The sequence below is a fragment of the Candidatus Spyradosoma sp. SGI.093 genome, from assembly GCF_050314555.1.
Classification (GTDB): Bacteria; Verrucomicrobiota; Verrucomicrobiia; order Opitutales; family UBA953; genus Spyradosoma.
On record NZ_JBNPNH010000004.1, the window covers coordinates 193,155 to 217,030 of the forward strand.

Genomic DNA, 23,876 nt, shown 5'->3' on the forward strand with positions numbered 1-23,876 from the left:
TGTAGAAATCGGTCGCGCCGACGGCGCCTCGCGACCGCCCTCAGAACCGATACGAAAAACCGACTTCCACGGCGCTCACCGAAGTCTCCACGTCGCCCCAGTCCGCCGCGGTGGAGATCAGCGACGGCACCATGTAGGCGAAACGGTAGGCGACGAAAACCGCGAAATTCTTGTTCAGCATAAATTCGGCGTAGGGCTTCACGGAAAGCACAGTGTTCATCGTGCCCTCCGACTCGCTCCCGCCGTCCTCCTTGTCGCGCCGGAAATGCGTCGCGCCGACGAGCCCGTAGCCGAGCACGCAGCCGAGCTCGAAGCTGCGGGAAAAATCGTAGGCGCACCCGGCGCAGAGCATCAGGTTCAGCGTCCGGATCTCGGAATCGCGCCCGCCGTCCTCGCCCTTCGCGGAAAAGCCGAAAAGCTCGCCGCCGAGCAGAAACTTGAAGTCCGGCTCGTCGGAATTCATCTGCAGCAGCGCCGACGCGCTCGCGCCCCAGCCGTCGCCGCCGGAGACGTCGCCCGTCATCCCGAAAGCGCGGAACGGCGCGACGGCGACGCGCAGCGTGCTCTCGCGCGGGCTCTCGTCGAAATCCCTGCGCGCCTTTTCGCTCCTGGCGGCGCCGCTCGACTTCAGCGTCGCCTCGAGATCGTAATTCGGGTCGTGCCTGCCCCAGGTCTTCCCGGAAGCGGACTCGCCCTCCGCGGAAAACGCGGGAACGGCGAGCGCGGCGGCGCAAAGACAGACGGCGGCGGAACGTGAAAAATTCATGCACGCGAGAAAATCCCAAAACCGCCCGAAACGCAAGCGCGGGAACGCGAAGAGCCGCTCGCCCTTCTCCGTGCTCCCGCACCATTCTCCGCTTTTCATTTTTCGGTTTCCGTGGTCAAATATGCGTCCAATGACGATGCGACGAGGACTTTTCATTTCCTTCGAGGGCGGCGAGGGCGCCGGCAAGACGACGCAGATCGAGCGCCTCGCGGCGTTCCTGCGCGGGCGCGGACGCGAAACGCTCCTCACGCGCGAGCCGGGCGGAACCGCGCTCGGCGAAGACGTGCGCAGGATTCTGAAATTCGCGGACTACGGCGACGCGCTCGCGCCCGAGACCGAGGCGCTGCTTTTTTCCGCGGCGCGCGCGCAGCTCGTCCGCGAGGTCGTCGTTCCCGCGCTCGAGCGCGGCGCGTGCGTGATTTCCGACCGCTTCACGGATTCTTCCGTCGCGTATCAGGGCGCGGGGCGCGCGCTCGGCGTTCCCGCGATCGAGGGCGTCAACGCGTTCGCGACCGGCGGCCTCGAGCCGGACTGGACGGTGCTTCTCGACCTGGATCCCGAGCTCGGTTTCGCCCGCGTGCGTTCCCGCGCCTCCGAGGACGCGGGCGGGAAGACCGACCGCATGGAGACGATGCGCCTCGATTTTTACCGCCGCGTCCGCGAAGCCTATCTCGAGCTCGCCGCGCGGTTTCCGCGCCGCATTTCCGTCGTTCCCGCGGACGCGGACGCCGACGCGATTTCGGAGAAGATTCGCCGTGAGTTCCTCGAGCGCTTCGAATGACGCCGCCGCCGGTTCCGCGGGGAAGATTTCTCTGCGCGGGGTGCGCGAGCACAATCTCAAGAACGTGTCGCTGGACGTGCCGCACGGCGCGCTCACCGTGTTCACCGGCGTTTCCGGTTCGGGGAAATCCTCGCTCGCGTTCGACGTGATCTTCGCCGAGGGCCAGCGCCGCTTCATGGAGTGCATGAGCGCCTACGCGCGCCAGTTCGTCGAGCAGATGCCGCGCCCCGACGCCGACGCGATCGACGGCCTGCCGCCGACCGTCGCCATCGAGCAGCGCCTCACGCGCGGGAGCGCGAAGTCCACCGTCGCGACCGTCACCGAAGTCGCGCAGTATCTGCGCCTGCTGTTCGCGCGCATCGGCGTGATGCACAACCCGGAGACGGGCACGCCGCTCGTCGCGGGAACGCAGGAACGCGTGCTCGAGCGCGTGCTCGCCGCCGCGAAAAAGGCGAAGCGCGCGGGCTCGCTGCTGCTCGCGGCGCCGCTCGTGCGCAACCGCAAGGGGCACCACCGCCCGCTCGCGGAATGGGCGTTCGAGCACGGCTACACGCACCTGCGCGCGGACGGCGAGCTCGTCCCGACCGCGAACTTCACGCCGCTCGACCGCTACCGCGAGCACGACGTCGAGGTCGTCGTCGCGGCGTTCCCGTCGCCGGATTTCGACGCGAAAAAATCCGTCGCCGAGGCGCTGCGCGTCGGCAAGGGCGTGTGCGCGCTGCTGGATTCGCGCGGGCGCGCGCTCGAATGGCTTTCGCGGGAACGCATCGACCCGCTCACGGGCGAATCGTTCCCGGAGCTCGATCCGAAGAATTTTTCGTGGAACTCGCCGCGCGGCTGGTGCCCGGAGTGCCGCGGGCACGGGCGCGTCGTCGAGAGCTGGGGCGCGGAGGAGGGCACGCTGAACGACGACGCGCTCGCCGACAAGGTTTCGAAAAAAATCTGTCCCGCGTGCGGCGGCGCGCGGCTCAATCCGCTCGCGCGCGCGGTGCGGATTTTCGCGGACGCGGAATGCGGCGCGGGGACGTCGTTCTCGCTGCCGGAGCTGCTCGCGCTCCCGCCCGCGAAGCTGCTCGACGTGCTGGAGCATCTCAAACTGAACGCGCGCGAAAAGGCGATCGCCGCGCGCGTCGTGCCCGAGGTGCGTTCCCGCCTGCGTTTTCTCGACGGCGTCGGGCTGGGCTACCTCACGCTCGAACGCGCGAGCGACACGCTTTCCGGCGGCGAGGCGCAGCGCATCCGCCTCGCGGCGCAGCTCGGCTCGAATCTTTCCGGCGCGCTCTACGTGCTCGACGAGCCGAGCATCGGGCTGCACCCGCGCGACAACGCGCGCCTCATCGAATCGCTGAAGAATCTGCGCGACCGCGGGAACACCGTGCTCGTCGTCGAGCACGACGAGGACACGATGCGCGCGGCGGACAACGTCGTCGATCTCGGCCCGGGCTCGGGAACGCAGGGCGGCGAAATTCTTTTTTCCGGCCCGCCGAAAAAGCTCGAACGCGCGCTCGCGGGGAAAAATTCGCTCACGGCGAAATTCCTGCGCGAGGGCATCGCGCACCCGATGCGCGGCTCGCGGCGCCCCGTTCCCGCGCGCGGCGGCGATTTCGTCGAAGTGCGCGGCGCGCGTCTGCGCAACCTGAAGAACGTGAACGTGAAGTTCGCCGTCGCGCGGCTCAACGTCGTGTGCGGCGTTTCCGGCGCGGGCAAATCGACGCTCGTTTCCGACCTGCTCGCGCCCGCGCTCGCGTTCGCCGTCGCGAAGAAGCTCGACGTGCTCGACGGCGCGCGCGCCCTGCGGGAACACGTGATCGACGACGATTCCGGCGCGCCCGCGTTCCGCGAACTGCGCGGCGGGAAATTCTTCCGCCGGCTCGTCGTCGTCGATCAGGAGCCGATCGGCAAGACTTCGCGCTCGACGCCCGCGACCTACATCGGCGCGTTCGACATCATCCGGCAGGTCTTCGCAGAGCTGCCCGAGTCGCGCATGCGCGGCTTTTCCTCGGGCTTCTTCTCGTTCAACACCAAGGGCGGGCGCTGCGAGACCTGCGCGGGCGCGGGGCGCGTGAAGCTCGAAATGAACTTCATGCCCGACGCCAGCGTCGTCTGCGAGGACTGCGCGGGAACGCGCTATTCCTCCGCCGTCGCCGACGTGCGCTGGAACGGGAAAAACATCGCCGACGTGCTCGCGATGACGTTCGCCGAGGCGGCGGAATTTTTCGCGTTTCACAAAAAACTGCAGGAAATCTGCGCGCTCATGGTCGAATGCGGGCTGGGCTATCTCACGCTCGGGCAGAGCTCGCCGACGCTCTCCGGCGGCGAATCGCAGCGGCTCAAGCTCGTGAGCGAGCTCGTCGGCGCGCTCCCGTCGTGGCGAGAACGCATGGGCAAAACGCCCGCGGGAACGCCGCGCAGGAACTGCTACATTCTCGAAGAACCGACGATCGGGCTGCACCAGGCGGACTGCGAAAAACTGCTCCTGCTCCTGCACCGGCTCGCGGACGAAGGGCACACGGTGATCGTCGTCGAGCACCATCTCGACGTGCTCGCGGAGGCGGACCGCATCGTCGAAATCGGGCCCGACGGCGGGAACGCCGGCGGCCGCGTCGTGTACCAGGGCGACGTCCCCGGCCTCGCCGCGCTCCCGCCCGAGCTCTCTCCCACCGCGCCCTTTTTGGGGAAGCTCCTTCGGAGCGGTGGAGGGTGTAAGGTGTAAGGTTTAGGGTTTAGGATTTATTCATCCGTTATCAGTTATCCATTATCCACTGGCGTAAGGTTTATAGTTTATGGTTTAGAGTTTATTTCCTTACACCTTCCGCCTTTCGCGCTCCGCGTTCCCGCGAAAAATTTTCGTGGAAAAACGCGGGCGCGCGGCGTGTAATGGCGGGATATGATTTGGTATCCGTATCAGCAGATGAAGACGATGGACGCGCCCTACGAGGTGCTCGACGCCGAGGGCGTTTACCTGCAAACGAACGCGGGAACGCTGATCGATTCGATCTCGTCGTGGTGGAGCGTGATTCACGGCTACCGCCATCCGGAGCTGACGGCGGCGATTCGCGCGCAGGCGGAGAAGTTTTCGCACGTCATGCTCGGCGGGCTCACGCACGAACCCGTGCGGCGGCTCGCGGACAAGCTCGCGGCGTTTCTGCCGGGCGATCTGGACTACTGCTTTTTCTCCGATTCCGGGAGCGTCGGCGTCGAAGTCGCGCTGAAGATGGCGCTGCAGTACTACGTGAACCGCGGCGAGACGCGGCGCACGAAGGTGCTCGCGCTCACGCACGCGTATCACGGCGACACGTTCAAGGCGATGGAGGTCGGCGACGACGAGGATTACCACTTCGTGCTGAAGGCCTACGGGAAAAGCCCGAACGCGATTCACGTCCCGACGGAAATTCCCGCGCTGGAACGCGCGTTCGCCGAGCACCACGCGGAGCTCAACTGCTTCATCGTCGAGCCGCTGCTGCAGGGCGCGGGCGGCATGCGCATGTACGACGTCGCCTTTCTGAAGCGCGCGCGCGAGCTCTGCGACGCCTACGGCGTGCTGCTGATCTTCGACGAAGTCGCGACCGGATTCGGGCGCACGGGCAACCGCTTCGTCGCCGATCTCGTCCTGCCGGACATCATCGTCCTCGGCAAAGCGCTGACGGGCGGCTGCATCGGCCACGCCGCAACCGTGGCGAACCGCAAGGTTTACGAAGGCTTCTACGGCGACGAGCCGGAAAAGGCGCTGATGCACGGCCCGACGTTCATGGGCAACGCGATCGCGTGCGCGGTCGCGCTGAAGTCGATCGTGATTTTCGAGCGCGACGACTACCTCGCCAAGATCCGCCGCATCGAGGCGATCACGCGGCGCGAGCTCGCGGGCTTTTCGGATCCGCGCATCCGCGAAATCCGCATCATGGGCGGCTGCGTCTGCATCGAGGTCTTCGATCCCGCGACGCTCAAAGGCTACCGGCAGTTCGCGTGTTCCCGCGGCGTCTTCGCGCGCCCGTTCCTGAATTATCTGTACGCGATGGTGCCCTACGTCATCGGCGAGGCGGAGCTCGTCCGCGTCCTCGACACGATGAAGGCGTGGTTCCGCCGCTGAAGCGGGAACGCGCGTATGCGGATTTTCATGACTCGCCGGCGGAACCGGGCGTTCCCGCGATGCGCCGCGTTTCCGCGTTGCGTTCCCGCCGCGCGGAATTCAGAATTGAAGAACCTTTTTTCAATTTCATACAAATCATCAGCAATCATGAGCAAAATCAAAAAAGTCGGTATTCTCACGGCGGGCGGTCTCGCTCCGTGCCTTTCGGCGGCGGTCGGCGGCCTCATCATGCGCTACACGGAAATTGATCCGGAAATCGAAATCATCTGCTACCGCGGCGGCTACAAGGGCCTGCTGCTCGGCGACAGCGTGAAGGTTTCTCCGGAAATCCGCGAAAAGGCGTTCACGCTCCTGCTCTACGGCGGCAGCCCGATCGGGAATTCCCGCGTCAAGCTCACCAACGTCAAGGACTGCGTGAAGCGCGGCCTCGTCAAGGAAGGCGAAGACCCGCAGAAGGTCGCGGCGGACCAGCTCGTCAAGGACGGCGTGCAGGTGCTCCACACCATCGGCGGCGACGACACGAACACGGCGGCGGCGGATCTCGCGGCGTTCCTCAAGCAGAACAACTACGACCTGACCGTCATCGGCCTGCCCAAGACGATCGACAACGACGTCTATCCGATCAAGCAGTCTCTCGGCGCGTGGACGGCGGCGGAACAGGGAGCGATCTTCTTCAAGAACATCGTCTCCGAAAATTCCGCGAACCCGCGCATGCTCATCGTCCACGAAGTCATGGGCCGCAACTGCGGCTGGCTCACGGCGGCGACGGCGCTCAAGTACCGCAAGGAACTTTATTCCAACGAGTTCGTTCCCGAAATCGGCGGCGTGCACCCGAAGCGCTACGACGTCCACGGCATCTACCTGCCGGAGATGGAAATCGACCTCGCGAAGGAAGCGAAACGCCTCCACGCCGTCATGGATCTTTACGACTGCGTCAACATCTTCATCTCCGAAGGCGCCGGCGTCGAAGCCATCATCAAGGAAATGGAAGCCAGAGGCGAGGAAGTGCCGCGCGACGCATTCGGCCACGTCAAGCTCGACGCGATCAACCCGGGCAAGTGGTTCGGCAAGCAGTTCGCGGAAATGATCGGCGCGGAAAAGGTGCTCGTCCAGAAGTCCGGCTACTTCGCGCGCTCCGCTCCCGCGAACGCGGAAGACCTCACGCTCATCAAGGGCTGCGTGGACCTCGCGGTGGACGCGGCGATGCGCGGCGAAAGCGGCGTGATCGGTCACGACGAAGCGCACCAGGATCGCCTGCGCCCGATCGAGTTCGAACGCATCAAGGGCGGCAAGCCCTTCAACATGGCGTTCCCGTGGTTCAAGAATCTGCTCCGCGAAATCGGGCAGCCCGAACCCGTCGCCGCCCGCAAGGCCTGACGCGTTCCCGCGCCTTCAAAAAGCTCCGAGCCGCCCGCCGGCCCGGAGCTTTTTTTGCGTTTGCGGCTCCCGCAAAGCCCGAAAAAAAACAGGGATTGCAGGGATTTTGAGGGATTCCCGCGGGAACGAGCTTTGGGGGCGAAGGCAATCCTGCCTTCGTTCCCGCGGCGTTCGGGCGCCCGAAAACGAACATCCGCCGCGCGGCGTTCCCGCGCTCCTCCGAATTCGTGAAATTCGAGCAATTCGTGGATAAAAAATCCGCGTCAATCCGCGAGTTCCGCGGGAGATTTTCCCGCGACCGCGGCATTCCCGCAATCGCGCACTTACAGCGCGCATCGTTTTTCGTTGCCGTTTCCGTAGGGTTGGCACCCTACGCTGGGCAATTTCGCCCCTCCGGGGCTTTTGAAAATCCTTCCGCACTTTGAAAAGCCCCCGCCGGGGGCGTCCCTCTTTGAAACCCCGGGTGGAAACCTGGGGCAGGACGGAAAATCCGACAAGCCCCGTCGGGGCGCCCCTGCTCCGGGCGCATCCGTTCGCCGTGGGAACAGGGTCGCCTTTACAAGGCTTTTCCGTTTCGCGTGCATCCCCGGGCTTCCGCCCGGGGTTTCTTTTGGGGCAGCCCCGTCGGGGCTTTGGGGCGAAGGCATTCCTGCCTTCGTCCGTGCGACAGGCGATTTCCCGAGGACGCATTTCCGCGCCCGCGCGTTCCCGAGCCCCGTGACGAAGACGCGGACGTCTTCGCGCCCAAGCGCCGGACAAGCGGAACGCCGCGCTCCAAATTCGTGAAATTTCTCAGAAATTTCAACGGGCGTCGCCGAAGAGGGCGCGGAAGGCGCGGTCGGAGAGCGCGGCGGGAGGCTCGGGAACGGGCGTCTCGAAGACGAGCGTCGCGCCCTCGTCGGAACAGGGGACGCGGTCCGTCTCGAACGCCGCGGTCGCCGGGAACGCCTCGAAGCAAAGCGGCATCTTTTCAGGCAAGGCGGCGGCGACGACCTTGTCCGCGGGCAGGCCGAAGATTTCCGTCACGCCGAGATTCGCTCCCGCGACGTTCGGCGCGAACGCCCAGCGGACGCGTTTCGGGCGGGCGCTCGTCCGCGGCGCGGAGGCGACGCGCGTCGCGCCCTCGGCGAAGCGGCCGCGGCTGAGGATTTCGAGGCGCAGCTTCGCGCCCTCTTCCGTGCGCGGGATCGTCAGATAAAAATCGCCGTCGCTTTCGAAAAACGCCGCGGGAGCGCCGTCGAGACGCGCGCCGAGAATTTCCGTTCCCGCGGAGACGATGCGCAGCAGATCCGTGCGCCGCGCCTCGATTTCCCACACGTCGAAATTCGCCCAGCCGTCCGCGGAAACGCAGGTGAAGCGGCTCAGCCGCGGGCAGACGAAGGAGCCGTCGCTGACGCCGGAGCGCAGGCGGCGCCAGTCGGCGAGCACGGATTCCTCGAGCTCGACGGCGACGGGCCCGGCGAATTCCGTCCCGCGCGCGAGCGGCGCGTCCTCCGCGACGCGGAAGACGCCGCCGGGCACGAGCTCGATTTCGCCGCGTTCTTCGGCGACGTCGAGCACGCTCACGGGCTCGAACGTCATCGCGCGCGCGAGTTCGCGGAAATAGACGACGCCGAAGACGACGTCGCCGCGCATGGGCTTGGAGAAACGGATTTCCCAGACGTCGCCCGCGGCGTCGTCCGCGCCCGCGTTCGCGGGAGAGGCGGCGGCGACAGCTTCGCCGAAGAAGCGCGGCGCGAGGGCGTTCTTCGGCAGGCGCACGCGGAGCGCCTGGCGCGGCGCGCTCTCGACGTCGCATTCGAAACGCGTCTCCGCGCGCGCGTAGCGGGAAAATTCCAGCGGCTCAATCTTCTGCGTCCAGCGCGCCGTCGTCCGCGACGACGCCGAGCCGACGGCGAAGGTGACGCTCCACTTGGAGCCCCCGTGGCGGAAGGCGAAATTCGGCACGCCGAGCGGCGCGACCGCGTCCGTTCCCGAGACGTCCTCGGGAACGTCGTCCTCGATCTCGGCGGGCGGAATCTCGACGACGCGCTCGCGGGAACGCACCTGGAGCTTCAGCCCTTCTTCCGTGAACACGCGGAGATCGCCCTGCTGGCGCCGCGCGCCGTTGAAGACGAGCTGCGGCGCCGTCCACGTCGGCGCGCCCGCCGGAAACGCGCCCGAAAGCACGACGCGGAAATTCTCCTCGCCGGAAAGCGAGTGCTTCATGAAGAGCGTGACCTTGCGCTCGTCCGCGCTTTCCTGCGACTCGGACCAGTAGGCGAGCGCGTCGCCGGAGACGGACTCGAGCTCGAGCCCCTCCGGCAGCGGGAACGAAAGGCTGAAGACGTCCGCGCGGGAGACTTCCGCCGTGACGTCCGCCGTGAACGTCACCTTGTCGTGATTGAGCACGAGCACGTCCTTCGTCGTGATGCGCAGGTTCGGCTTCACTTCGGAAAGATCGACGCGGAACGCCGCCTCGCCGGAGACGGAGCGGAACGCGCGGCGCAGCTGCGCGCCGGGCGCGGCTTCCGCGGCGCGTTCCCGCAGGGAGGCGGGGAATTCCTTTTCGTCCACGACGACGAGCCCGGGCGCGGCGCATTCGTCCACCTGCAGGTCGTCGCCCGTGGCGACGCCGACGGTGCGGACGCTCTCGGCGCAGTTCAGAATCTCGAGCGCGGCGAAGCGCTGCGGCCTGCCGACGTCGAGCGGCGCCTGCGTGCGCACGGTCAGAGAAACCGGTTCGGACCTTTTCGAATCGAGCAGGACGGTGAGCACGTTGTCGCGCCCGAAATTCCAGCGGCGGATCGCGGCGCCGTCCGCGCGCGAGACCGAAAAGCCCTCAGGAATGCGGATTTCCGTCCTGGAGAATTCGCCCTGCGCCGGCGTCAGCGTGATTTCGTGAAAGCCCTCAATCGTGCCCGCGGCGGGAACGTAGAGGTCGGCGCTTTCGGCGTAGAGCGCGAGGGGCTCGCCCGCGCGGTCGCGTTCCCGCGGGTTCCAGAGAATGCGGCGCGTCTCGATCGGCTTGAAGACGATCGTCCCGCGCTGCGTCGCGCCCTCGGCGGGCAGCGGCGAGAGCGTGACTTCGCCCTCGGCGGAGAGCCGGCTGTCGAGCCGGTCGACGGAGACGTCGACAACGTCCGCCGCCGCGTTGCCCGTGGGCAGCGCCATGCCGCGCGCGTCGCGGTTCAGCGCGAGCTCGTAGCCGAAATGCGCGGAAAACGTTCCCGCGCGGTCGAGGACGATCTGATAGACGATGCCGTTTTTCCCGCGGCGGCGTTCGAGGCGCATCGGCGCCGCTTCGTCCGCCTTGGCGAAGCGCGTCAGCACCGCCGGCGACGCGAGCAGGTCGAAGCGCTCGCCCGCGCGCCCCTTCACGCGGATTTCGCCCGAGGCGACGACGCGGTCGGAAAGAATGCGGACGTCCTGCGCGATGCGCTCGGCGATATTCTGCGGGCGCGCGAGCTCGACGTCGAGCTCCTCTTCCGCGAAGTCCGTGCCGAAGGGCGCGGCGCGGAGCTCCGCCGTTCCCGCGAGGCACGCGAGCGCGAGCGTTCCCGCCGCGAGCAGCGGCGCCGCGGCGGAGGCGGAGGGCGCGCCCGCCCGCGGCGGCTCCTCCTTGCCGCCGAAGCGCTTCTTCAGCGCGAAGAGGAAGGAGACGAGCGCGAGCAGAATTTCCGACGCGAGAACCGCGGCGACGAGCGCGGGAACGCGGTGCGCGGCGTCCGACGTGCCGAGCACGAACGCGCCGTAGAAGCCGACGCGCCCCGCGAGGCGCAGAATCACGCTGCGCCGCCAGACCGCGCCGACGGAAAGCAGGACGCAGCCCGCCGCCATGACGGCGAAAAGCGTCGCCGGAGCCGCCCCGAAGAGAGCGCCGCCGAGCGTCGTCCACGGCACGAAGCGCGCGGAGACGGTCTCGCCCGCGCCGAAGACGGCGACGGAAAAATCGTAGCTCGGGCTCGAGCCGAGCCGCAGCGCCGCCGTTCCCGCGAAGAGCGCAACGAAGAGCGACGCCGCGCACGCGCCGCCGACGAGCACGCGCCAGAAGCGCCGCGCGCGCGTCGCCAGCAGAATCGCGAGCGTTCCCGCGAAGACGCAGAGCGCGGGCAGAAGCGGCGCCGCGTCCGAAAGGTTTTTCGCGACGGAGCACGCGAGCGAGCCCCACGACGCGGGCGGCGTGCGTCCGTTGCGGAAGGCACGCCCGGGAAATTCGCCCGCGCCTTCGAGCCGCGAGGAAAGCACGGGAACGTCCGCGCGCGGCAGCGCGAGCCTGATCGTTCCGGGGCCGGGGGCGAACGCCTCGCCGCGGAGCGCGAGCGCGAACTCGCCGCGCCCGGGCTTCAGCGGCACCGTCACGCGCGTCCCGGAGACGGCGGCGCCCTCGGGGAGCGCCGAGCCGACGGCGGTCTCCGGCGGCAGGTCGAGCGCCAGCGAAGCCGCGCCGTCGTTCAGATATTCGTAGCGGCAGACGAACTCCGCGGGCGCGCCCGCGACGCCGGGAACCAGCCGCCCCGTCGCGCGCGTGACGACGCAGCGCGGGAACTCGCGCCGCGGCAGCGTCCGGAATCCGAAATCAAGCGCGAACGGGCGCCGCACGTACTGGAACGCGCCGAGCAGAATCTTTCCGCCGCGTCCGGCGAAGGATTCGGCGGGAACGCACTCGCGCGCGACTTCCGCGACGGCGGGATTTTCCGCCTCGTTTTCCGGCGGAAGCAGCGCGACCGCGCGGTCGCTCGTGATGAAGATTTCGCCCTGCTCGCCGGAGACGTCCGCGAGGCGCGCGCCGGAAAAGTCCGCCGAGGCGAAACCGTCCGCCGGCGTCTCCGGAAATTCGAAATTCACGCGGAAGGAAAACGCGTCGCGCCGCGGCGCGCGCAGCTGGAGCGCGACGACGCCGTCCTCGCCCGCGACGGGCGCGAAGAAGTCCGACGCGTTCTCGACGCCGAGAAACTTCGCGTTCTTCGGCAGCGCGACGGAGACGTTTTCGATCGGCTCGACGGCGTTTTCCGCGCGGACGACGGCGTTCCCGCGCACGCGGTCGGCGGCGATCTCATAGACGGTCGAGACGCTCCCGTGCAGCGCGGGCAGCGTCTTTTCGACGCGCACGTCCGCGCTCCAGTCCGCGCCGCGCATGCGGAACACCTGCTGCGGGAGCGTGCCCGAAGTCTGCGGGTAAAATTCGGAAGGCACTTCGGAAAGCCCGTCGAGCGCGACGGGAACGGGGCGGAGATTCTTCGCCGCCGCGAAGCCGACGAATCCGCGGACGAAGCGCGCCTGCGGCGAACGCAGACTGCGCAGCGCGCACGTCTCCGCGCCCTCGACGGAGGCGCTTTTGCCTGTGAAGATGCGGATCTCGTGCTCGCCCGAAAGCGGCTCGGTGAAGACGAGGCGGAGTTCGCGCCGGCCGTCGCGCGCCGTTTCCGCAAGCTCGTAGCCGGCGAGCAGCTCGGCGGAGACGGATTCGACGGTGCAGTCGTCGGGCACGAGCACCGTCCATTCATAGACCGGCGCGGCGCGGATTTTGAGGCGCTGGCGCGTCAGCTGCACGATGCGCTCGGAATCGAAGTGGCAGCGCGTCGTCTGCAGAATCGAGACGTCGGGGCGGATTTCGTCCACGGCGAGCGTGAGCCCGCTCCCGCCGTTGGAAATGCGGTACACGGCCTGCACCTGCGCGGCGCCGGTGTCTTCGAAAAGCTCGTCGTTCCGCGGGAACGCGGACTCGGCGACCTGCGTCTGCCCGTTGCGCGGGAGGATTTCGCAGCGCACGGCGCCGTCGTTCACGATGCGGACGAGCTCGTTGAAGCGCACGCAGACGGCGGCGTCGGGCTGGGCGGCGACGGGAACGATGCGCAGCGGCTCGACCGTCGCGGGCAGCGAGGCGAAGCGGCTGCGCGCGCTCACGCGGAGCGCATAGGCGCCGCTCTTGCGCCGGCTGAGCACGACGTTGAGCCGCCCCGAAGGCGCGGGCGCGGCGGCGGCGTCCGCGGGAACGGCGGCGGGCGGGGCCGCCTTTTCGACGCTCCAGGAAAGCACGTCCGCGCCGGAGACGTCGAGAATCTCGCCCTCGCCGAAAAGATCGAAGACGAGATTGGAGAGCGCGCCCTGCGAGATCATCAGCGCGATTTCCTGGCGCAGCGCGAGTACGCCGGTCGAGACGCGCTGCTCGCCCACGGCGTCGGCGGAAAAGACGCACGCGGAAAATTCCGGCGGCGTTCCCGAGACTTCCTGCCAGCGCAGGTCGAAGACGCCGTTCGCGGGAAGGTAGCCCGCGTAGCCGCCTTCGTCCGGCTGCGGCACGGAAACGCTCGACGGCGCGAAGAGGATTTCGCCCGCGAGCCCTTCGAGACGGAACGGCGCGACGCGCACGGCGGGAACGGCGAAGTCGAGGCGCTTCCAGCCGTCCGCGAACGCGACACGCGCGTCGAACTCCAGATCCACGTCGAAGTTCCCGCGCTGCGGGAACTTCAGAAAATACGTCGGCTTTTTCTTTTCGGCGTCGATTTCAGCGCGGACGGAAAACGCGGACGACTCGGCGAAATTGCTCAGCGCCGCGTCGCCGGAGAGCACGGCGATTTCCGCGCCGAGCTCGCGCACGTTCGCCGTCGCGCGCATGCGGAAATGCACGGTGCCGCCGTCGGCGACGCCCACCAGCGAAAACGATTCGAGCGAGACGGGCGCGAGGAGCTCGCTCCCGCGCGCGATGTCGAGGCGCAGCGACGGCGAGCCGCTGATGCCGAAGGCGAGCTCGTTCTTGTCCGTCGAAATGCCGAGCGGGATCAGCCCGCGCGACTGCTTGCCGTAGAGGCGGAGTTCCGGCGTCGAGACGATGCGCACCATGCCGTCGAACGCGGTCGCGTCCGTTCCCGTGAAGATCATCGGCATGATCGTCGCGGGCAGTTCGAGCGCCCTGCGCGCGACGACGGTCGCCGTGAAGCTTTCGCCGGCGCCGGGCGCCTTTTTCGGGCGGATCTCGAGAAACGTCCGCGAGCCCGCGTGCCGCACGCTCCAGTCGCGCACCTGGTCGCCGTTCACGCTGACGATTTCGCCCTGCCCGACCGCCTCGAAGACGACCGCGTCGAGCCGCCCCTGCAGCACGCGCATCGTCGCGCGCGCGTTGTAGAGCGCCTCCTTGTCGTTGATGAAGACGGACTCGTTCAGCGTCGCCGAATAGAAGAGCTTTTCCGCCGCCGGAGCCTCCGCGGGAGCGGCGGGAACGGGCGCCGCCGCGGCGGGCGCGGATTCTTCGGCGAAGAGCGTCGCCGAAAGCGCGCAGAAGACGAACAGGAGCGGACGGAGAAAATTTTTCATGAATCGTGGCGTGGAAATTTTCGGAAGGCGGGAACGAAGGAAGCGGCGCGGGAACGCGCGCGCGTCAGGGATTTTTCACGAAGCCGCGGGAACAGCGCTTGTCGAGCTCGTGCGGGTGGAGCCCGTCTTCGCTGCGCTCGGCGACGTCGCGCGCGATCTGGGAATCCTCCGACGTCATTTCGCGGATGATGAGCTCGCGCGCGTCCTCGACCTTGTCGCAGAAATGGAAGATGTGCAGATCTTCCGGCGAGATGTAGCCGAGCTCGGCGAATTTTTCGAAGTTGATGACGGAGCGCCAGAACTCCTCGCCGTAAAGCACGATGGGGATTTTTTTGCCCGCCTTGCGCGTCTGCACGAGCGTGAGCATCTCGAAGAGCTCGTCCATCGTGCCGAAGCCGCCCGGGAACGCGACGAGCGCGCGGGCGAGATAAAGGAACCAGTACTTGCGGATGAAGAAATAGCGGAACTCGAAATCGAACTCCGGCGAAATGTACGGATTCGGCTTCTGCTCGAACGGCAGATGAATGCCGAGCCCGAGCGACTTGCCGCCCGCCTCGTAGGCGCCGCGGTTCGCCGCCTCCATGATGCCCGGACCGCCGCCGGAACAGATGTAGAACTCGTCCTCCGGATTCGGAAACATTTTTTTCGACCAGAGCGTGAGGTCGTGCGCGAGACGGCGCGCGTCCTCGTAGTAGCGCGCGTTCTTCAGCGCGCGCTCGGCGGCGGCGAGACGGGCGACCTTTTCCGCCTCCGGCAGCGGCGATTCGAGCACCTTGCGGCGTTCCCGCGCGAGGTTTTCCTCGGCGTCGACGAGCGGGAGCGTCCGCGCCGAGCCGAACATCACGACGGTCTTGCGCACGCCGTAGGGATAAAGCCGGTAATACGGCTCGAGCATTTCGCACTGAACGCGGATCGTGCGCGCCACGGGGCTGTTGAGGAAGTCGAGATTTTCGTAGGCGCGAGTGTGCTTGAATTGAGGAATTTTCGACGTGGGGTTTTCCATGCCTCGAAGCTTAGCCGTTCCCGCGAAATTATCAAACGCAAAGCGCCGCGAAAACGAACGCGGACGCGGCGGCGACGCGCGTTCCGCGGGCAAAAAAGAACGTTCCCGCGGATCGCTCCGCGGGAACGCCTACTTATTTAACACACTGAGAAAAAGTCAGCTCACGCCTTCTTCGCGCGGCGGCGACGCGTTCCCGCCAACGCCAACGCGCCCAGGCCCGCCAGCAACCCGAACGCCGACGGCTCGGGAATGAGCGACGTCACGCCGTTCGCCGTGAAGGTACCAAGCTCCGCAAGCGCCGTAATATGAGCCCCCAACGCGATATCGTTCGCGTCCAAGGCGACTCCGCCCGCTTTGATGATGGAAGTCGTATTGTTCGGCATCAGAAGCGTGATGACCACATTACCGGCGACGTCGCCAACCGTTCCGGAGTACGTCACGTTGATACCGAGATTCTGAATGCCGGGCGTTGCTCGATCCCCTAACGAATTATAAGAAACCCAACTGTCCAAAAGCGCACCGTTCGAAGTCTCCCAAGTAAACGTCGACCCCGATCTGGAAGTCGGACTTGTCCACGTACGATCACTAGCCGCACCGCTGTCGATTGCGACATAGTTGCCGGCCTGCGTAAAAACACCCCAATAATTCGACGAAAGCGTGTCGTTCTGAGAACCCTGCTGTCCCTCAACGCGAACACCTGCAGTTGCAGTTCCGGCAAGCGCCAACACTGACCCAGACTGGTCGGCGACAAAATTGTGGGTTCCGATTTTGATATTTAGCTCGAAAGCGTCTCCGACGTGATAATTCGTGTCGATGAGGGCTTGGGCGAGAGCGCTCGTGCAAGCGGCGTTCGAGAGATCCGCTGCCGCATTCGCGAGAGCGGTTCCCGCGGCGAGGAGAGAGGTAATTGCGATGATGTTTTTCATAAGTGGGAAAAACAGTAATGCCCCCCCCGTATGTAAATCGTCAAGAAGCGAATTTTCGCCCGAAAAACATTTTTTCTTTGACCTCGTTATCATCATTTCGAATTTGGGGGCGAAGGCATTCCTGCCTTCGTTCCCGCGACGCCCGATTTCCCGCCTCCGCATTTTCCCCGCGCGGCGTTCCCGCGCCCCGCCGAATTCGTGAAATTCGAGCAATTCGTGGATAAAAAATCCGCGTCAATCCGCGGGTTCCGCGGGAGATTTTCCGCGCCCGCGCGTTCCCGCAATCGCACACTTACAGCGCGCATCGTTTTCGTTGCCGTTTCCGTAGGGTTGGCACCCTACGCTGGGCAATTCCGCCCCGTCGGGGCTTTCATCTGTGTTCATCCGTGACATCTGCGGCAAAAAACTTTCTGCCCGCGCGAGGCGTTCCCCAAGCGCGCTTCGCGGCGCGCATGGGGTTACTTTTGTTTCGCCCCGCCGGGGCGTTTTCCGCGCCAATCCGCGAGTTCCGCGGGAGATTTTCCGCGCCCGCGCGTTCCCGCGGCGGACGCGCGTCGAGGCTCGCCACGGCGGGGGATTTCGTGTTCATTGGCGCGCATGGCTTTTCAGGCGAAGAGAAATCCGGACTGCTGCGCGTTCCCGCCGCCGGGCGCGCAGGCGCTCAACGCGCCGCTGATCGACCCCGCGGAACTGCCGACGTGGATCGTCGAGGAGGACGCGGATTTTCTCGCGTTCAACAAGCCGGGCTGGGTCGTCTGCCATCCGTCGAAGAACGGGCCGTGGTCGAGCCTCGTCGGCGCGGTGCGCGAATGGCGCGGCGGGGCGACGATGCACCTCGTTTCGCGCCTGGACCGCGAGACGAGCGGCGTCATCCTCGTCGCGCTCAACCGCGAGGCGGCGAGCAAGGCGCAGAAGGCGGTGGAGCGTCGCCAGGTCTCGAAGACGTATCTCGCGATTCTCGAAGGCGAGCTCGCGGAGCCGACGCTCGCGGACGCGCCGCTGCGCCCCGACACGGCGAGTCCCGTGCTCGTGAAGCAGTGCGTCGGCGAAGGTCCGGACGCGCAGACCGCCGTCACATTCTTCGAGCCGATTTTCCGCGGGAACGGCTACACGTTCGCGCGCGTCGAGCTGTACACGGGGCGCAAGCACCAGATCCGCGCGCATGCGCAGCACATCGGGCACTGCGTCGTCGGCGACAAGCTCTACGGGCGCGACGAGCGGCTGTATCTCGAGTTCTGCGAAAACGGCATGACGCCGCGCCTCCGGCGGGAACTCGAACTGCCGCGCCAGGCGCTCCACGCGGCGCGGCTCGTCTTCAGAAGCCCGGAATTTTCGCGGACGTTCACGGCGCCGCTCCCGCCGGACATGCGGGATTTCTGCCTCGAAAAAGTCGGCGTTCCCGCGGAGCTGCTGACGCTCGAAAACTCGGTGATGAAATTATGACTCCGCCTCGGCTTCCGGGAACGGCGGCGTGAGCAGCAGCGAGGACTTCAGCCCGGGAAGGTATTCCGAAAATTCGGGTCCGCCGGGAACGGCGTTGCGGAGCGCGGCCTGCACCATGCCGAGCTTCGCGTCGAAATTGTCCGCCAGCGAGACGAAGACCGCCTCCGGCGTCGCCGCGAGCGCCGCGGCGCCCCATTCGAGCTCGCCCTGGTGGCTGAGCACGACGTGTTCCAGCCGCTCCAGGATTTCCGGCGCGAGGCGGTTTTTGATGCCGTGCTTGCGCACGATGCGGTAGCCGAGCACGACGTGCCCCTGCAGCATGCCGGCGCGCGTCTTGCGCGTCGCGAGCCCCTGCGTGTATTCGACGGTTTTCCCGACGTCGTGGAGCAGCGCTCCCGCGATCGCGAGCGAGGGATCGACCTGGGGATAAAGCGGCAGCAGCGCGCGCGCGACGCGGGCGACGTGGCACGAGTGTTCCAGCAGCCCGTGGCGGTACGCGTGGTGCATCGAAATCGCCGCGGACGAATTCAGGAACGTCTCGCGGATTTCGGCGAAGACGGACGCCGCGACGGCGCGCAGCGACTCGTCCGGAATCGCCGCGACGTGTTCGTCCAGCTCCGCCTGAAGCGCGTCGAAATCTTCCGGAGAGCTTTCGACGAGATCGCCGAGCGCGCCGGAGGCCTCGACTTCCTCTTCGGAGAGCGCCTCGACGGCGTCGAGCTTCGGCGAAAAGCGCCCCTGGTAGCTTTCGGCGATCCCGCCGACGCGCACGACGGCGCCCTCGGGAACGTCCCGCAGCGCGACGCCGGCGAGGTTGTCGGAGAAGACGAGCGCGGAGAACGTTCCCGTCCTGTCGCCGAGTTCCAGCGAGTAGAACGGCGTTCCCGTCTTCGCGGTGCGGATGGCGCATTTCTTCAGCAGAAAGATTCCGGAAAAGGGGCTGTTCGCGGGAAGAGACTTCAGCGCGGCGGCGGAAAGGGCGGGAGCGTTCATGAGCTTCGGGAAATGCGGGTCGGTCGGCTCGCGGGCGGTTCAGCGTTTGCCCTTGGTCTTGGGCGCGTCGTATTTCTTGTAGGGCTTGTAGCCGTCGGGGATGACGGTCGGGCGCGCGTTGACTCCGGCGGCGGCGTAGCGTTTCTGCTGGGCTTCGACGCGGCGCATGAAGCTTTCGAAATCGCGCGTGCCCTTGCGGCACCAGACGGATTCGCTCATCGCGCACATGCGCGGGAAGAAGTGAAATTCGACGATCTGCGCGTTCTGCGCCTTCTCGCCCCAGAAGCAGGCCTGCGCGCCGAGCACGTGTTTTTCGAGCTTCGGGTCGAGCCCGCCGGGAATCGGCTCGAAGTCGAAAGCCTGCTTCATCGGCATGATGCCGCCCTGCGAGAAAAGGAATTTGCGGTCCGCCTTGTCGTAGCCCCAGTTGTAGTAGCATTTCGGGCGCGTGCAGACGATGAGGTCTTCGCCGCAGTTCGGCGCGATCTTCGGGTCGGTGTATTCGCGCCAGTGCATGACGGTGCAGCCCTTCGGAATGCCGCCTTCGGTGATTTCGTCCCAGGCGATGATCTTGCGTCCCTTCGATTCGAGGAACTTCTGCATGCGCGCGATCGTGTAGGACTGCAGTTTGTCCTCCGCCGAGCGCTTGTGCGTCTTTCCGGCGACGACGACCTCCTCCGGCTCAAGCTTCTCTTCCTTGATGCGCTTCTGGCAGGCGGGGCAGTTCTTCCAATCGCCCTTCGGGCATTCGTCCGCTCCGAGGTGAATGTATTTTCCCGGGAACAGCGCGAGCACTTCGGTGAAGACGTCTTCGAGGAACTTGAAGGTCTTTTCCTTGCCGGGGCAGTAAACCTGGCCGTACACGCCGCCGACGAGCGGCATCTTCCCCGGGCGGTTACCCGTGCAGGTGTATTCGGGATAAGAATACATCGCCGCGCGCGCGTGGCCGGGAATCTCGATCTCGGGAACGATCGTGATGAAGCGCTCCGCCGCGTAGGCGACGATCTCCTTCACGTCCTTCTGCGTGTAGAATCCGCCGTATTCGCCCTTGGAGTTCCAGCAGGCGGAATCGTTCTTTTCGAGCGGATACTGTCCGCGCGGCTCTTCCTTGGGCGTCTCGCCGATGAGCATGTTGTCGCGCCAGGCGCCGATTTCCGTCAGCTTCGGGTATTTCTTGATTTCGAGTCGCCAGCCCTGGTCTTCCGTCAGGTGCCAGTGGAAGCGGTTGATCTTGTGCCACGAGAGCGTGTCGATGAATTTCTTCACTTCCTCCTTCGTGTAGAAGTGGCGGGCGACGTCGAGATGCGCGCCGCGCCACGCGAAGCGCGGCGAGTCCGTGATCTTGGCGGCGGGAAGGCTCCACTCGATCTTCTCCTTCACGGGCTTGCGGGAATAAATCTCCGGCGGCATCATCTGGCGCACGGTCTGCAGCCCGTAAAAGAGCCCGGCGGGCGTCTTCGCGACGACGGAAATCCCCGCGCTCGAGACGTCGAGCTTGTAGCCTTCGTCGCCGGTCTTCGCCGCGGGATCGATGCGCAGCCTCACCTGCCCGGACTTGCCGACTTCGAGCTTCATGCCGGTCGCGCGCTCGATCTCCTTCGCGAAATACTTGGCGACGGGCAGCGCCTCCGGCGACTGCGCGGCGATCGTCGTGGACGGGCGGAAGACGAACTTGCCGCTCGCCGCCTTGTAGGAGACCGGCTGCGGCACGATCGTGTTTTCGGAGTTCTTGGCGGCTTTCGGCGCCGCGCTCAGCGGGAACGCCGTCGCCGAAAACACGGCGAGGAGGACAACGAGTAAAAGCTTTTTCATGCCCTCAACCTTAGCCCGCAGGCACGGATTCGCGAGAAAATTCTTCAAAAATCTTGCTTCCGCACCGCCGACGGCGTTCGATTTCGCGAAAAACTTCACGCGACCATGCCGAAATCGGAAAGAACCAATGTGATGCGCCTGCTCGACGCCGCGAAGATCCCGTTCGCCGTCCACGAATACGATCCCGAGCTGACGGACGGGAACGCCGTCGCCGCCGCGCTCGGGCAGGATCCGTTTCACGTGTTCAAGACGCTCGTCACCACGGGCGCGTCCGGCGCGCACTACGTGTTCGCCGTTCCCGTGAACGCGACGCTGCACCTGAAGAAGGCGGCGAAGGCGGTCGGCGAAAAAAGCGTCGAGATGCTGAAGCAGCGCGACCTGCTCCCGCTCACCGGCTACGTCCACGGCGGCTGCTCGCCCGTGGGCATGAAGAAGGCGTTCCCGACGGTCTTCGACGAGACGGCGACGCTTTTCGACACGCTCGTCGTCAGCGCCGGGCGGCGCGGCTTTCAGGTCGAGCTCGCGCCGGAGACGCTCCGCGCCTACGTCGGCGGCAGATTCGCCGACCTGACAGAATGAAAAAAGGAAAGCCCGAGAAGCGCGCCATGAACGAAGACAAAGAACCGAAATCCGCCGCGGGAACGCCGCTCCTCGACGCGCTCCCGCTGAACGCGGGCGTGCGCGTGCTCGCCGCCGACCCGCGCGGGATCTTCGCGCTCGAAAAGCCCGCGGGAACGATGACGCACCCGAACGCGCCCGGCGTCGCCGCCGCGAAGCGCGCAATGCTCGTCGCCGACTACAGTCTGAAGCAGGAATGCTACTGCGTGCGCGACGCCGCGGGCGCCGCGCGGAAAATCTTCGTGCTCAACCGCCTGGATTCGCCGACGAGCGGCGTCGTGCTCTGCGCCTGGGACGAGGCCGTCGCCCGCCTCGCGCGCGCCGCGTTCGCGGGAACGGGCGTCCGCAAGACCTATTTCGCGCTCGTGCGCGGGAACGCTCCCGCCGCCGCGCGCTGGGAGAATTTTCTGCTTCGCGAAAGCCGCGGCGGCGAGCTGCGCGTGCGCGTCGCGCCTCACGGGAAAATCCGCGGCTCGCAGTTCGCCGCGACCGCCGTCGAAAAAATCCGCGGGAACGCGGCGTTCGCGCTCGTGAAGCTTTCGCCCGAGACGGGACGCACGCACCAGCTGCGCGTGCAGTGCGCGGCGCGCGGCATGCCCATCGTCGGCGACCGCGCCTACGGCGACGCCGCGGCGGACAAACGCGACGCCGACCGGCTCGCGGACGCGCGCGGACGGCTTTTCCTGCACGCCGCGGAGACGGAAATCGCGCTCCCGCTGCGCGGCGGGATGCTGCGCTTCCGCGCGTCCTCCCCGCTCCCGCCGCTCTTCGACGACGCCCTCGCCCGCCTGCTCCGCGGCGCCTGACGCCGCGCGCGCTCACGCGGGAACGCGCGTCTTCAGAGGGTTTCCGGGCGGGCGAAGTTCGCGGCGACGCCGTTGAAGAAGGCGCCGAGGTGGACGCCGTCCGTGAAGCAGTGATTAAAGCGGCCCGAGAGCGTGATTTCGCCCGCGGGCGTCATCTTGAACCAGGTCAGAATCTGCTCCGCCTGATTGAAGGCGAAGTCCGCCGCGCTCGTTCCCGTCGCCGAAAACCACGGCACGCACGAGGCGCAGAAAATGTTCGGCAGGCCGTCGCCCGTTTCGGCGGGAGCGTTCCCGCGGCGCACGGATTCGACGATCGGCGCGGCGGAGGCGCGGAACTCGGCGAACGTCGGCCGGTACGGCAGCAGCGCCTGCACGAAGAGCTCCGAGCCCTCGCGCGCGAGCGGGCACGACGGGTGCACGACCGCGTATTCCGCGACGCGCTCGTCGTCGAGAAAGCGCAGGCGCATCGCGGGAACGGCGTTCAGCGCCTTCGCGACCGCGAAGCACGCGAGCAGGAAGAACGATTCGCCGCGCTCCTTCGCGAAGCGGAAGATCTCCCGCGCGTCGAGCGCGACGGAGACGTTGTAGTTCGGATTCGCGAAGCCCGCGTAAAAGCGGAAGAGCTCGCGGCGCTCCCACGTTCCGATCGGAATCGCGCGGAAGCGCGTGTCCGTGCCGTCCGTCACGCCCGCGCCCTCCTCAGACGATCTTCACGAAGTTGCGCTTGCCGGCCTGAATGACCGTCCCCGCGGCGGCTTCGCGCGTGAGGCGCGCGTTCACGTCCGCGAGCTTCGCGTCGTTCACCTTCACGGCGCCGCCTTCGACGAGGCGGCGGATTTCCTTTTTGCTCGGGAAAATCTTCGTCGCGGCGAGCAGATCGACGACGCTCGCGTCCGCCGCGCCCGCGGGAACGAGCGCGTCCCACGCGAACTCGGGAACGTCGGCGCGCACCTGTTTTTTCGAAAACACGTTCTCGAACTGCTCGCGCTCGTAGCGCCCGGCTTCCTCGCCGTGAAATTTCGCGGTGAGCGCGGCGGCGAGGCGCTTCTTCATCTCCATCGGGTGCTCGTTCTTCATCGCGGCGATTTCCGCGGGCGACTTTTCGAGCAGCAGCTCGTAATAGACCCACATCGTCGCGTCGGGCACGCTCATCACCTTGCCGAACATGTCCTTCGCGGAATCGTTCAGCGCGATGTAGTTGCCGTAGCTCTTGGACATCTTGCGCTCGCCGTCGAGCCCGACGAGCAGCGGCATCGTGATGACCGCCTGCTCCGGCATTCCCGCCTCCTTCTGCAGCTGGCGGCCGACGAGATTGTTGAAAAGCTGGTCCGTGCCGCCGATTTCGACGTCGCTTTCGAGCTCGACGGAATCGCGCCCCTGCAGCAGCGGGTAGAGAAATTCGACGATGGAGATGGGCGTCTTCGCGGCGTAGCGCTTCGCGAAATCGTCGCGCTCGAGCATACGCGCGACCGTCATCTGGCGGGAAAGCTGCAGCGCGTCGAGCATCGACATCCTGCCGAACCACTCGCTGTTGCGGCGCACTTCGGTCTTTTCCGGATCGAGAATCTTGAACGCCTGGTCGAGATAGGTCTTCGCGTTTTCCTCGATTTCGGCCTCGCTCAGAATCGGGCGCGCGACGGAGCGGCCGGACGGGTCGCCGATGCGCGTCGTGAAATCGCCGATGACGAGCACCGCCTGGTGCCCGAGGTCCTGAAACTGCCGCAGCTTGTTGAACACGACCATGTGCCCGAACGTGAGGTCCGGGCGCGTGGGGTCGACGCCGAGCTTCACGCGGAGCTTCTTTCCCGCGCGGATGCGCTCGACGAGCTGTTCTTCGCCGAGAAAGACCTCGGCGCGCTGTTTCAGGAGTTCGATCTGTTTTGCGGCTTCCATCGGAATCAAAAAAAGTTTTTTCAGTCTAAAAAACGTTCCCGCGGGAACGCAAATTTTTAAGCTTAACGATTGGAGCCG

General features: G+C 66.3%; 15 protein-coding genes. 7 read left to right on the forward strand and 8 right to left on the reverse strand.

Annotated elements, in window-relative coordinates; all coding sequences use genetic code 11:
* Positions 1-40: 40 nt before the first annotated feature.
* Complete coding sequence (locus ACQREB_RS05955; protein WP_427766484.1) at positions 41-865, reverse strand: hypothetical protein; 825 nt, start codon at positions 863-865, stop codon at positions 41-43.
* A 31-nt stretch (positions 866-896) separates the two neighbouring features.
* Here ACQREB_RS05955 and tmk point away from each other — a divergent pair, with 31 nt between their 5' ends.
* The 4 genes from tmk to ACQREB_RS05975 all read left to right on the forward strand — a co-directional run bounded on the left by tmk (position 897) and on the right by ACQREB_RS05975 (position 7,011).
* On the forward strand, positions 897-1,547 hold the full coding sequence (gene tmk / locus ACQREB_RS05960) for a dTMP kinase (protein ID WP_427766485.1): 651 nt from the start codon (positions 897-899) through the stop codon (positions 1,545-1,547).
* Positions 1,522-4,260 carry an excinuclease ABC subunit A gene (locus ACQREB_RS05965; RefSeq protein ID WP_427766486.1) on the forward strand — a complete coding sequence of 913 codons (2,739 nt, stop codon included), beginning with the start codon at positions 1,522-1,524 and terminating at the stop codon, positions 4,258-4,260. Before tmk ends, ACQREB_RS05965 begins: the two co-directional genes overlap by 26 nt.
* A gap of 174 nt (positions 4,261-4,434) precedes the next feature.
* Positions 4,435-5,634 carry an adenosylmethionine--8-amino-7-oxononanoate transaminase gene (gene bioA / locus ACQREB_RS05970; RefSeq protein WP_427766488.1) on the forward strand — a complete coding sequence of 400 codons (1,200 nt, stop codon included), beginning with the start codon at positions 4,435-4,437 and terminating at the stop codon, positions 5,632-5,634.
* 147 nt (positions 5,635-5,781) lie between these two features.
* Positions 5,782-7,011, forward strand: a complete 1,230-nt coding sequence (locus ACQREB_RS05975; protein WP_427766491.1) for a pyrophosphate--fructose-6-phosphate 1-phosphotransferase — start codon at positions 5,782-5,784, stop codon at positions 7,009-7,011.
* Positions 7,012-7,812: 801 nt separating this feature from the next.
* Here the strand turns inward: ACQREB_RS05975 and ACQREB_RS05980 are convergent.
* The 3 genes from ACQREB_RS05980 to ACQREB_RS05990 form a co-directional block, all read right to left on the reverse strand.
* On the reverse strand, positions 7,813-14,304 hold the full coding sequence (locus ACQREB_RS05980) for a hypothetical protein (RefSeq protein WP_427766492.1): 6,492 nt from the start codon (positions 14,302-14,304) through the stop codon (positions 7,813-7,815).
* 64 nt (positions 14,305-14,368) lie between these two features.
* Positions 14,369-15,307, reverse strand: coding sequence for an LOG family protein (locus ACQREB_RS05985; protein ID WP_427766495.1), 939 nt, complete (start codon positions 15,305-15,307; stop codon positions 14,369-14,371).
* Positions 15,308-15,468: 161 nt separating this feature from the next.
* Positions 15,469-16,233, reverse strand: coding sequence for a PEP-CTERM sorting domain-containing protein (locus tag ACQREB_RS05990; RefSeq protein ID WP_427766497.1), 765 nt, complete (start codon positions 16,231-16,233; stop codon positions 15,469-15,471).
* Positions 16,234-16,830: 597 nt separating this feature from the next.
* Here ACQREB_RS05990 and ACQREB_RS05995 point away from each other — a divergent pair.
* A complete protein-coding gene (locus ACQREB_RS05995; RefSeq protein ID WP_427766499.1) occupies positions 16,831-17,676 on the forward strand; it encodes an RluA family pseudouridine synthase in 846 nt (281 codons plus the stop codon).
* On the opposite strand, the gene ACQREB_RS06000 is transcribed toward ACQREB_RS05995, so the two are convergent.
* Both ACQREB_RS06000 and ACQREB_RS06005 read right to left on the reverse strand, forming a co-directional pair.
* On the reverse strand, positions 17,671-18,669 hold the full coding sequence (locus ACQREB_RS06000; RefSeq protein ID WP_427766502.1) for a 3'-5' exoribonuclease YhaM family protein: 999 nt from the start codon (positions 18,667-18,669) through the stop codon (positions 17,671-17,673). The genes ACQREB_RS05995 and ACQREB_RS06000 overlap by 6 nt on opposite strands.
* Before the next feature lie 39 nt (positions 18,670-18,708).
* Positions 18,709-20,481: a beta-N-acetylhexosaminidase gene (locus tag ACQREB_RS06005; RefSeq protein ID WP_427766505.1), complete on the reverse strand. Its 1,773-nt coding sequence runs from the start codon at positions 20,479-20,481 to the stop codon at positions 18,709-18,711.
* 105 nt (positions 20,482-20,586) lie between these two features.
* On the opposite strand from ACQREB_RS06005, the gene ybaK reads away from it, so the two are divergent.
* Both ybaK and ACQREB_RS06015 read left to right on the forward strand, forming a co-directional pair.
* Positions 20,587-21,060 carry a Cys-tRNA(Pro) deacylase gene (gene ybaK / locus ACQREB_RS06010; RefSeq protein ID WP_427766508.1) on the forward strand — a complete coding sequence of 158 codons (474 nt, stop codon included), beginning with the start codon at positions 20,587-20,589 and terminating at the stop codon, positions 21,058-21,060.
* A 26-nt stretch (positions 21,061-21,086) separates the two neighbouring features.
* Positions 21,087-21,905, forward strand: a complete 819-nt coding sequence (locus ACQREB_RS06015; RefSeq protein WP_427766510.1) for an RluA family pseudouridine synthase — start codon at positions 21,087-21,089, stop codon at positions 21,903-21,905.
* A gap of 32 nt (positions 21,906-21,937) precedes the next feature.
* Here ACQREB_RS06015 and ACQREB_RS06020 read toward each other — a convergent pair whose 3' ends face one another.
* Complete coding sequence (locus ACQREB_RS06020; protein ID WP_427766513.1) at positions 21,938-22,591, reverse strand: CatA-like O-acetyltransferase; 654 nt, start codon at positions 22,589-22,591, stop codon at positions 21,938-21,940.
* Positions 22,592-22,604: 13 nt separating this feature from the next.
* Positions 22,605-23,798 carry a tyrosine--tRNA ligase gene (tyrS, locus tag ACQREB_RS06025; RefSeq protein WP_427766515.1) on the reverse strand — a complete coding sequence of 398 codons (1,194 nt, stop codon included), beginning with the start codon at positions 23,796-23,798 and terminating at the stop codon, positions 22,605-22,607.
* Positions 23,799-23,876 lie beyond the last annotated feature (78 nt).